Here is an 11,218-nt window from a genome sequence, read left to right on the forward strand (position 1 = left end):
CGAAGAAAAAACGATTGAATACCGTTATTATATTACCTCGTTAGACCCTAAAGAACCTAAAAAAATAATGCAGGCTATCCGTGATCATTGGCAAATAGAGAATAATTTGCACTGGTGCTTGGATGTGGCTTTTAGAGAAGATCAATCCCGTATTCGTGATGAAAATAGCGCTTTAAATATGGGGTGGTTAAGAAAAACAGCGCTTGCTTTATTAAAACGAGCGGGCAGCATTAAGGGAAGTATTCGCCGTAAACAACTCGCAATTTGGGCCAAACCTCAATATCTTTTAGATTTTGTTAAAATTTAGATGCGTTTACCCTGCTTTCACATATAAAAATAATATCAGTTAAGTTTTTGATAATCTATCAATGATACTATAGGAAACATATTTATTTTATTGAACAATCAAAGTATGAACGTAGATGAATTAACCTTTTTTGAATTACATTCAAAGCTTGTTAAGTCTTCTGTACGTGAAGTCTCTCAGCTACTACGCATAAATTGCAATAAGTTTACAAACACTCATTTTGGCTTGCCTCCCAGCAGGCTAAAATTGATTAACCTTAAAAAAGCATCTACATTACTTGATGGATTATATAATCAGCCAATTGCAAGCAGTGATCAGCGAACAATACGACAGATTAAAAATACGTTATTAACTCTTTTGCCAACCAATGAATTTCAGAAAGGAAAAAGAGCAGGCATAGATAACTCTCGTGCCGGCAATTGTGTTGGCGAAGCGATTATCGGAAAAACTATCGATTATATCAATGGATATGAAGAAGGTTATACTGATGAGGTACTCAACTCTACACAAAGTTCATTAGAAAAAGGCTTCAGACTAGGAGTACTTGCAACACGTCTTAATAAAAGTTTGAACGAATTATTTATTAAAGACAGTGATAAAAGTGAAAAAAACCTCATCTTACATGACCCTCTTTTTTTGGGTGGCTTTAATTACGGCAGTAAGTTGGCCTGTTTTAAAATGAGAATCACATCAGAAGACTTCACTTCTTTTTGCTTTTCATGGGTGACTAATAACGACACAGAAAACGGTTTATCTACTACATTCCTCCCTAATCAAGACCATTACTCCTCCGTTTTTATTCTCCCACAAGAATCACTCGCAACGCTGGCACAATGCCCATCTATTGCCCATTCCAGTTTAGAAAACGATAATACAGTAGATAATTTTTATCCCTTAGAAGCGAGCAGCGCGTCCTACACAACACTGCCCCCAAATTCAACCGTCACAACAACCTTCTCTTCTTCGCTAGCACCCGAAGAAAATGATGATTTGACCTACTCTCAGTTAGAAACATTTCTATTGAATCCTCTAATAACTCAAAGCCAGAACGGACTGGTAACCCCCAATATAAATACCAATACCAATTCAGACTGGATGGCTGATTCGTCTCCTTCGTTTACTCATCAGGAGAGAGAAGAAAGCTCACTATATTATCCTGTTTTACCGCCCGCTCCAGAAATGACTCTCAATAACAATACGCTCACTGTTGAACACACCCAATCACCGGTGACTCGTTCTTATTCAATAAATAAGTTTATCCCCTGGGAAAAAACCAATCTTAACGGTCATGCCAATAAGACAATTTCTGAGCAAACTCAAACTGTAACCCCTGTTGCGGAAAATCGCTATCAATTCTTCCAAACCGCACCACTACCTTCTTCCAATTTAAATCCACTTACCTATGCGCAAGGCCAAACGAAGAAAAGAAAATTCTGTGGATAAGCGTTAACCGCCGTGCTTATAAGCCATTTCTTAAGCACTAAACCGCCAATAACCGGATGTATTAATCCCTTCCAACCACTACACTTACTGACTTGGGAGTTGCAAATGACGAACAAGGACTGTTCTTCAGGTGAAATTGATCGCAGGAGGCGATTAAAAAATTCAGCCTTTGCAACTTACCAAACTAATCCTTTTTTATCCCATGCGTGTTACAAACCGATTAAATCCCTGATAACCCTGCAAATACAAATCAAGCAATTTCGTGTCCACGGAATGAAGCAGGGTTTTGATGGCAGGCAGACGTTCTTTTAACAACGAAATCGCTCGGGTTTCAGAAAAGCCATAATGCATGAACACCTGCATTGTCTTATCAATATCAGCAATTAATGCCGCTGGTTTTCTGTCAGATTCATTCTGATTATCCTCATGAACAATAAGGATAAATTATATAATAATGGTGTCATTTTTTAAATAAAAACACGTCCTTTTTAACGAAAGAATTTCCTTCTTTTTTTAACTAAAATAGTGACCCATATTGGATTTACTCAGTCAATTATTCTGCTCCCAATAATCCCAACAGGCATGCCGCAGCGAAAGCTGTTCCAGAATAGAAAAATCAGACCAAGGGAGAACCGTAACCCGGTGTTCAATCGTAAGAACCTGCATCTCCTTATCGTGCCAACCACTAAGCCCTTGTGGATTTGAACACGAAAAATAGCCCCACGTGCCTATAAAATACAGCCTGAAAAAGAATTTTAGCCGAGTCAATCGCTTTTTGATAAAAAGAATGAAGTCAAGTCTATCTCTTTTCTTTTTTTTTCTATAGAATAACAAAGCTTCACCGTTTTATTCGATTTTTATTCCCTGTGGATAGTTTCAACAATTAACCACTCTGCCAATCAGGAAAAATACCTTCATCGACGTAACAATCCTTAGTGTACAAGCCTTTTTTCTCATTTCCTTTAAACTGACTTATCCCCAGAATGTGTGGATAACCTTGTGCATACCCCGTTTAAATCTTTGATACACCTATAAAATCTCTCGCTGTGTCAAGGATAGCGAGCTGCCTCTTTTTTAGCAGTTGACTTGCGCTAAATCAGACCAACGTGTGGTGTAACAAGGAACGATTATCCGAGCGCATCGCCCAGGCCCTGGTAAATCCTTCCGCAGCGAGGAATGGAACGCCTGCCCGTATTTTTGATTGATGCTATCCAGTGTGGCGAGTAAATGATCCTGTTTAATCTGGGCAGTCTCATCAAAATATACACGTAAAAACAATGTCACCTAAAAACTAACTATCCATAATTCCTAAAAAGTCATTCGCTAATAATTGAATTTTTTTCAATCCATGAATATGCGTTTTTAGAGTAAAGCAGTTGAACTCATCACCTAAAAAGGAAGTTATTTTTTGTGAAACAATGTCGTAAGTATGTTTATCAACCGATTTAAGCGTAGGTAATAGTGTATTAATTTCACTAATTAACTTTTCTTTTTTTTCTCTTCTGGTCAGAATCAAGCGCTGCTCGAGTCTATCCATCATCTCTTGTAACTCTGACTCAGTGGCGCTACAGGTAATGCGAATAAAACCACTACGTTCTGGCAGTCCAAAATAAGAGAGTGGCGCTATCATTAAAAAGTCTGTAAACAACAAATAATAAGCTAACTCTTCATTCGTAGTGACAAACCCTGTTTTTTGGAACACGCGCGATGCTTCTTCTGGTAATTTAAGACCCAATAAATCACTAAAATCACCTAACACATAAAAAGTGGCTTCGACATGATAGGATGGATCAGGCATATTAGCCCCTATAGCTTGTAGCCGGCTTGCTACATAATCCACCTTCTTTTTATAAAATGTGGCTAATTTCTTTTGCTCATTGGCATCAAATTGAGCCATTGTTTTAGCATAAGCGATTTGGGCGGAACGGGGCGCATGAATAAAATAATTAATATTTTTATTCAATAATTCGTTCATTATGATGTCATCAAAGACCAGTAAGACAGCCATACGCTCTCCTGCTGCAGATAATGCTTTCGTTGCAGAACGAAGGATAATTGTTCTTTGTTTTAAATCCGGTGCTATTTTTAAAAAAGAAGGCATGGGTTGAAACGCCATTTCAGCATAAGCCTCATCAAAAACAAGATAAAATTCGGGATATTGCCGCAAGACCTCTGCAATTTTTATTAGTTCGCTTTCATCAATAATATTGCCTAAAGGATTTGACGGATTGCAGAGCAAAACTGCTTTAGGGAAACCCTTATCAATTTCAGCCAAACGATACGCTTCATCGATGCTTTCTTGGAGCGATTGAGCAGTAAGTTTATAGCCTGGATTATCCATCACATGAATAGGATGAAGTTGATGGAGGGGATCATTCGAATAAACGCTGTAATGGGGAAAAGGCGTAATAATGCGATAACCAGGAATTTCTTCATAATGAGTATTAAAGGTATCAAAAATAGCGCGAAGCCCCCCTATCCCCCCTACTGTAAACAAAATGTGTTCTGGCCTAATCTCTGATTCATACCATTGCGTCATCCTTTCAGCCATGATTTGGCGTGGCTTTTTATCCCCTCTGGGATTGCCATAATCAACTGCCACATTGGCAATGTTCATCTCAGGATAAAGATGCCATTGTTTCGTTTGTTCTTCAAGATGACGCCAATAGGAAAGATAAGCGTTAATCGTATGAGTATTAATGGGATAAGTCGGTCTGCCAAGACCCGCTAAAATCATTTTTTTATCATTTGATTGGGCTTCTAATTCTTCTTTTAACGCATTGGCCCATAAAGAAAGTAACATGACTTTTTCAATTTTTCGTGCAGAATGTCCCTCTGGAGTTAACATAAATAGTCCCATTAAGATGAGTTATCTTAATTTTAGTCAATAAATGTTAAACTACATCTGAAAAGCAGAATTCACATGAACTGGCTATACTTATTCTACCTAAACTTCTAATCTCTATTATGACCAAACCCTTCCCCACTGATTTTTATAAAAATAAAATCAATGAATTACAAAATAAACTCAATCAACAAAGTGACTTGGTTTTTCAACATGAAAGTCTAATTAACAGTATCCCTGGTGATGTTTATTGGAAAGATAAGGAGGGTGTCTGGTTAGGGTTAAATCATCATTGTGCAAAAAGTTTGCAAAAAATGGGCTTTATTAAATCAGAGGCTAAAAATGAAGTTCTGGGTAAAACCGATTATCAACTCTTCGATAAAATAACTGCTGAAGGCTATCGCCAACATGATATTCAAGTCATGAAGAGTAAAAAAAAATTATCAATTGAAGAAAAAACCACACTTTTTTCTGGAGACACCGTTATTTTATTGTCCACCAAACATCCTTTATTCGATAAAACAGGCCATGTGATAGGTGTGATAGGCAATACAATTGATATTACTTATCTTAAAAAAATAGAAAGTGATCTTAAATTTGCCATGGAAAAAGCAGACGCAGCTAACCTTGCCAAAACCGAATTTTTAGAAAACATGCGCCATGACATTAGAACCCCCTTAACAGGCATTGTCGGTTTTGCAGACATTTTGAAAATGGAATCAGATACGCCCCAAATTAAAGACTATGCGGATAATTTAGTCGCCTCAAGTCATGCCTTGCTTGATTTATTAGACGAAGTGCTTGAAGCCGTGCGGGTGAGTTCCGGAGAAATTCCAAAACTTAAGAAAAAATTTAATCTGCAAAAATCATTACAGCAAGTGATTGACTTAAACCTTGCAAAAGCGGCTCAGAAGAAATTAGACCTGACCCTGGATTTTGATGAACATATTCCTCCTTATGTGCTAGGGGATAAAGTCAGAATTCATCGAATTATGCTGGAATTAGTCGCCAATGCGCTTAATTTTACAGACAGCGGCTTTGTTAAATTATCGGCTAAACTTGCACAGCGAAATCATCGGGAATTAATTCTTAAATTGATTGTAGAAGACTCAGGCATTGGCATTCCTAAAGACAAACAACAAGAGATTTATGTCCAATTTAAACGCTTAACGCCCTCTTACCAAGGTATTTATAAAGGTGCGGGTCTGGGTCTTTCGGTGGTCAAACAATTTATTGATGAGTTAGACGGTGAAATTTATGTGCAAAGCGAGCCTAAAAAAGGTTCAACATTTACCTGTATTATTCCTCTGCAAGAGCCTCTGCTCAATGATCCTTTAGGGATTGATGACGAATTGGAAGAAGCCATGGATAGTCCTTATGAAACGACTTATGCGGAAGAAATCAAACCCCTGTTACAGAAAACCAGAAAAAACTCCTACCGTGTACTAGTCGTCGAAGACAATGCCATTGCACAAAAGGTAGCACAATCAATCCTTGCTCAATTGGCGTGTGAGTCAGACCTTGCAGAAAATGGAGAACAAGCACTGGAACTGTGGAAAAGTAAACCCTACGACCTCATTTTTATGGATATCGGATTACCGGATATCGACGGGTATGAAGTCACCCACCGCATTCGAGTCCAGGAATTAACGCGAAAAACTCACAGCCCTGTTATTGCATTGACAGCGCACGCAGGCGATGAAAATAAAAAGCGCTGCATCGAAGCAGGCATGAATGCGGTCTTGAGTAAACCGCTCACCATGAAGCACTGTATCGATATAGTAAATACCTTTATACGCGGTCGTCAATCACCAAAAACGACCTCGTCTATCATGCCCTATTCTTCTGATCTTCCTGAGCAAGAGGCAGATTTATTGACTCTCGACTCCTTTCCACTCTTAGACATTGAAGAAGGCATTAAAACAATGGGCGAGGAATCCATTTTGGCTGAGATGTTAACCCTCCTGGTGAACGACACACTGCCTAATGATTTGGCGTTGATGCAAAAGGCCCATGCTGCGAATGATTGGGATCAAACCCAGCAAGTGGCTCATAAAATCAAAGGTGGCGCTGTCTATGTAGGGACTATGAAGTTAAAAATGGCTTGCCAGTATCTTGAACGCTACTGGAAGTCAGGACAACGGGAGTTATTGGAACGTCTTTATCAACAGGCTTCAGCCGTTATTCATGAAAGCATTCATGAAATGGAGCAGTGGTTAAAAGCACACTAAGTGGATTCAATGAATTAAAAAGGGTCTTACTCTTTCTTGTAATAGTACAATACTGAAGCAGCAACTAACACCTCTTCTTTCTTCTAACCTGGCTGATCCAGCGAACAAGGAAAATGTCTCGTCTACTCCACAGTCTGTTCCAGAAAATGACTTGCCCGTTCTTACTCCTCATCAGGAGTCACCAGTAACGCTAGTGCAATACCCCTTTCCGGTTCATTCCCGTTTAGAAAACGATAATACAGAGGGTCATTTTTCTTCCTTGGAAACGAGTATCTCCTATGACTCTCGATAACAATACGCTTCCTATTGAAAAAACTCAATTACCAGTGACTTTTCCTTATTCGATAACCCACAACCACATCCCCTTTGGAAATGAAAATCTTAATAGTGCCAATGCAAAAAAAACAAGGTCTGATCGAACTCACGTAGCCTCAGTTGCAAAAAATCCCTACCATTTCTTCCCAGACTCTCGGGCCTCACTACCTTCTTCCAGTTCAAATACCCTGGATGCTCAAGACCACACCAGGAAAAGAAAATTGACACCTTAACGGTAACCCTGGGAATGAAGCATGGTTTTTATAAATGGACACAAGTTCCTGTAAAATACACCCTGAAAAAGGATTTTATCAGAGCCCATCGCTTTTTCAGAAAAAAAGCCTATCTCTTTTCCTTTTTTTTCTATAGAATAACAAAGCTACAATGTTTGATTTAACTTTTCCTCCCTGTGGATAGTTTCACAAAATAACCAATCTGCCAACTCATAAAAATACCTTTCATTGAGGTAATAATCCTTATTTTATAAGGCTTTTCTCTTGTTCCCTTCAAACTCACTTATCCCCAGAATGTGTGGATAACCTTGTGCATACCCGGTTTAAATCCTTGATACACTTATAAAATCTCTCGCTGCATCAAGGATAGCGGGCTGCTTCTTTTTTAGCAGTTCACTTGCGCTACATCAGACCAACGCGTAGTTTGACAACCCTGGAGCGCGTGTTTTCAAGGCAATGAGAAACAAACTGACCTTTTATCCTCTTGATAAGAAAACCGTTTGATCATTGTGGGTCTCCGATGCAGGTTCGGAAGGATTAATCACCGCGAGCAATGTTTCGGTTTGTTGGTAAGCATTTTTATTTCCAAAAAAGTGAAATAGGGGCCGACTTATATAATCTGCAGTTTTAATTGTCGTATAACCAACGATGCCGGCTAAAGAACCATAAAGCACTGAATAAGATAACGAAGTATTCATATCACTAAATCGATAATACAAATACAATTCAGAAAATCCTACCCCTAAAGCAGCCATTGCAGCAAACATTAAGCTTGCTTTTTGGGTCCTTTCTTTGTTTCTTACAGTAAGTAGCCTTTCCACAGCGTTTAGTAAATGAATTAATTGACTAGAATCAATTTTTGAAAATTCTAAAAAACGTACGCGTAAAATAGACTCTAAATAGTCAGAAGCTTTTTGGGTACAGTAATAGGGTTCTGCATCCAGACGAAGCAGTTCGATTCGTAAACCAAGTAGATTTTTATAAAAATTATTTAATTGTCTTTCTTGTGGGGTTTTTAAATTTTCTTGTAACGACGTAGAATAGAAGCAATCCCTGTAGATACGTAGTAGTTTTTCGCTATAGACACCTACGTCTTCCGCCTTTTTGGCAAAACTATCCGATTGAAGATAATCACTAAATTGCTTCAGGAGCAGTTCAATTTCTTGAGAAGGTAGAAAAGGGATAGTAAAATTATAATCATTTATTGCAGCTTGTATTTCTGGAGGTAATGCCTGATCGCCGCATTTTAATCGGTCTTCATTCAGTTGCTGTGAAATTTTATTAAAAAGATTCCGTCGTTCTATACTATCTTCCTGTTTTTTTAAGTACAAAAAGACATTCTTTAACTCCTCCACTCTATCTTGGCTATTAAACTCCATGTGCTGATGAGGAACAGCATCTCCTAATCTTGAAAATTCAATCGCGGGATTATGCATCAATACATGTGCTGGATCTTCTGCAAATCGTATTCTCCTCATATTAAGATTTTCAGCTAGAAATGAGATTTCAAGAGCGTGTTTTTTGCTGAAATAGAGAGTAAGGTAAGAGCCAGATATAACAACATGATTTATTAAATAGTTTCCCTTGGTTTTAAAAGAATAAACAAACATAATTAACCCATAATCTCACATACCTATTCTATTGGATTAGAATAATATCACACTTAGATCAATAAATACCTAATTATGTTTTATATTATACAAAACAGGTGATTAATGAATACTCTTATCAATGGCAGAATTAACAAAATCAGGAATAATACGACATTTTAAGGCTTGACCTCTTTCTCACTAAGACCAAGCGCCATAAGTAAAATGAAAAAATAGCCAGATCCTGAATAAAATAAGAGTGAGTCAGATAAATTTCCCACTATAAAAAGAGCCAACGCAGCCAATGCTACGGGGCGCATCGCGTCCAAACGCCAACAAGCTTTTAGCAAGCTAAAAAAGAACCCGAGTAAAATAGCAAAACCAACCAAACCAAATTCAACAAGTGTTAACCAATATTGATTATGCGGTTCCCATAAACGATGTCCCCAGGCAGGTACGGGATTTTCCCTGGCAAAATAATCCGTAAAGCTCGCGGTACCATTACCAAAAACAGGGTGTTGTTTAAAAAGAGTCTGTGCAATGGCTTGAAACTGTAAGCGAAAACCAACACCGGATGTATTCTTATTGTTTTGTTTATACTGTTTGACTTCCCATGCAAGGGTATCAACGCGGTTTTTTACAGTAGAATTCTGAGTATAAACCAGCATAAAAGCGGAACAAATAATTACAATACCTGCTATTGCTTTACGCCACGAACAGATTTGTAACATAAACAAAGACATCAACAACAAATAAATTATATAGCCTGTACGACCCTCATTAATAAAAAAGAGATAATAGCTCAAAAGCAGGAAGCTCAGGATATAACCCAGACGAACCAGGAGACGTTGCTGCTTATAAGTGAATAAAATAGCTAAATAGGCAGCAAAAGCACCCATCAAACCACTTATAATATGGTTTCTAAACACACGATCAGGATTAATATTAAACAAAGATAAATAACCATTAAATTTTAATGCAGCCAGACTGGACGTAATGATCATGGCAAGCAAGAAAGCATGTAAAGCCATTTGTCTGGTTTTTACATTGCGAAAACCTACGATTAATACAGGCAGATAAAGCAGTTTACTGTATTTTTCCACCACAAATAACTTATCAGCAAGAGTAGCCGGACTCCATAAACAAGCGATACAAGCCATCACAAATAAACCAATACCCGCTTTTCCCCATCCTTTTGCAAACAAAGCAACCGCTTCTTTGCGATAAGCAGATACGGATAAAATGGCAATCATCGACAAACCAAGAGAAATGCTCTTTCCGGTAGAGCTTATAGGTAAAATTAAAAACGATGCTGCCAAAAGAAAAGGGATTACGCGCTGAACAGACAGCTTTGGTGAAAAATCCGTTACGACTTCCATTGATTAATTCTCTCTCACTGTATTAGGTAGCTGATGCCATTGTGAATCACGATAAATCTGCTTGATACCGCGATAAAAGGTGCCCTGTGCGTTAAAAACGGCAAATAAAAATCCGGCTTTGCCATCTAAAAAGCCCCGTTGTAAAAAATAACAACGGAAAAACATCCAGCCAGTACCTAATAAAGTCTTGGCAAAATTGGCTTTTTTATGCGTTTCAATTTTAATTTTTGCACTATAAGACGAGTAACGATTAATCTTATATAGCGCATGACTAATATCCTGAAAAGAATTATGCATAATCGCTTTTTTTAATTTCTTTATACACGCCGTGGACGGCAAAATAATTTTTTCATGAACAATGTCATTACTGTAGCGTGCCCCTTCTCGCTTAAAAAGACGAACATGTCTTTTGGGGCTTGAGGAAAAACGCAATGGCTTACCATAAAAATTCATACGGATTGGTATTCGATAAGCATCGGCTTCATTGCTAACCATTACCGTTTGGATAGCCTCTTTTAACAGCGTGCTAACCGTTTCATCCGCATCCAGATTAAGTACCCACGTCCCTGTCGCATGACTTAAAGCTCTTTGTTTTTGAACACCGTAACCTTGCCAATCAGTGCAATATACTTTTTCTGTATATTCTTTCGCAATAGCAACGGTATGATCAGTACTCCCTGAATCCAAAACAATGATTTCATCAGCCCAACGTACTGATTCAAGACAATGCCTGATATTTGCCTCTTCATTTTTTGCAATAATAATGACACTAAGCACGGGAATAATTCACATTAACAAAATGCCTTATTCTAACTCCATACACTCACAAAATAAAACTTTATTTAGAGGCTGACGTATCCAATCAGGCACAAAGTC

The 11,218-nt window shown here is 38.0% G+C and carries 9 protein-coding genes; 4 read left to right on the forward strand and 5 right to left on the reverse strand.

Going from position 1 to position 11,218, the window contains the following annotated elements; genetic code table 11:
- Together T345_RS13980 and T345_RS0109015 are read left to right on the forward strand one after the other, a co-directional pair.
- Positions 1–307: ISAs1 family transposase (locus T345_RS13980; protein ID WP_156935636.1), on the forward strand; the 307-nt coding region annotated here is incomplete at its 5' end.
- Positions 308–412: 105 nt separating this feature from the next.
- The gene (locus T345_RS0109015) at positions 413–1,750 is read left to right on the forward strand and encodes a hypothetical protein (protein ID WP_028389065.1); all 1,338 of its coding nucleotides are present in this window, start codon (positions 413–415) and stop codon (positions 1,748–1,750) included.
- A 195-nt stretch (positions 1,751–1,945) separates the two neighbouring features.
- On the opposite strand, the gene T345_RS15055 is transcribed toward T345_RS0109015, so the two are convergent.
- Together T345_RS15055 and T345_RS0109030 are read right to left on the reverse strand one after the other, a co-directional pair.
- Entirely contained in the window at positions 1,946–2,113 is a 168-nt protein-coding gene (locus T345_RS15055; RefSeq protein WP_156935637.1) for a hypothetical protein, read from the reverse strand.
- Positions 2,114–3,041: 928 nt separating this feature from the next.
- On the reverse strand, positions 3,042–4,598 hold the full coding sequence (locus T345_RS0109030) for a pyridoxal phosphate-dependent aminotransferase (protein WP_028389066.1): 1,557 nt from the start codon (positions 4,596–4,598) through the stop codon (positions 3,042–3,044).
- Positions 4,599–4,717: 119 nt separating this feature from the next.
- On the opposite strand from T345_RS0109030, the gene T345_RS0109035 reads away from it, so the two are divergent.
- On the forward strand, positions 4,718–6,826 hold the full coding sequence (locus T345_RS0109035; protein WP_084273777.1) for a response regulator: 2,109 nt from the start codon (positions 4,718–4,720) through the stop codon (positions 6,824–6,826).
- A 278-nt stretch (positions 6,827–7,104) separates the two neighbouring features.
- Positions 7,105–7,374, forward strand: coding sequence for a hypothetical protein (locus tag T345_RS15060; protein WP_131777800.1), 270 nt, complete (start codon positions 7,105–7,107; stop codon positions 7,372–7,374).
- A 476-nt stretch (positions 7,375–7,850) separates the two neighbouring features.
- Here the strand turns inward: T345_RS15060 and T345_RS15215 are convergent, their stop codons facing one another.
- The 3 genes from T345_RS15215 to T345_RS0109050 all read right to left on the reverse strand — a co-directional run bounded on the left by T345_RS15215 (position 7,851) and on the right by T345_RS0109050 (position 11,119).
- Positions 7,851–8,852: a hypothetical protein gene (locus tag T345_RS15215; protein WP_165476868.1), complete on the reverse strand. Its 1,002-nt coding sequence runs from the start codon at positions 8,850–8,852 to the stop codon at positions 7,851–7,853.
- Between the two features lie 290 nt (positions 8,853–9,142).
- Positions 9,143–10,342 (reverse strand): O-antigen ligase family protein, encoded by a 1,200-nt coding sequence (locus T345_RS13985; protein ID WP_051555218.1) that lies wholly within the window; start codon positions 10,340–10,342, stop codon positions 9,143–9,145.
- A gap of 3 nt (positions 10,343–10,345) precedes the next feature.
- The gene (locus T345_RS0109050; protein ID WP_028389069.1) at positions 10,346–11,119 is read right to left on the reverse strand and encodes a glycosyltransferase family 2 protein; all 774 of its coding nucleotides are present in this window, start codon (positions 11,117–11,119) and stop codon (positions 10,346–10,348) included.
- Between the last annotated feature and the right edge of the window lie 99 nt (positions 11,120–11,218).

Origin of the sequence: Legionella fairfieldensis ATCC 49588 (assembly GCF_000621525.1) — a bacterium.
Lineage (GTDB): Bacteria > Pseudomonadota > Gammaproteobacteria > Legionellales > Legionellaceae > Tatlockia > Tatlockia fairfieldensis.

Excerpts from the sequence above, each read along its gene's own strand:
- T345_RS15215 (WP_165476868.1), bottom strand. The coding sequence starts at position 8,852 with ATGAGGAGAATACGATTTGCAGAAGATCCAGCACATGTATTGATGCAT.
- T345_RS0109015 (WP_028389065.1), top strand. The coding sequence starts at position 413 with ATGAACGTAGATGAATTAACCTTTTTTGAATTACATTCAAAGCTTGTT.
- T345_RS0109030 (WP_028389066.1), bottom strand. The coding sequence starts at position 4,598 with ATGTTAACTCCAGAGGGACATTCTGCACGAAAAATTGAAAAAGTCATG.
- T345_RS13985 (WP_051555218.1), bottom strand. The coding sequence starts at position 10,342 with ATGGAAGTCGTAACGGATTTTTCACCAAAGCTGTCTGTTCAGCGCGTA.
- T345_RS0109035 (WP_084273777.1), top strand. The coding sequence starts at position 4,718 with ATGACCAAACCCTTCCCCACTGATTTTTATAAAAATAAAATCAATGAA.
- T345_RS15060 (WP_131777800.1), top strand. The coding sequence starts at position 7,105 with ATGACTCTCGATAACAATACGCTTCCTATTGAAAAAACTCAATTACCA.
- T345_RS15055 (WP_156935637.1), bottom strand. The coding sequence starts at position 2,113 with ATGCAGGTGTTCATGCATTATGGCTTTTCTGAAACCCGAGCGATTTCG.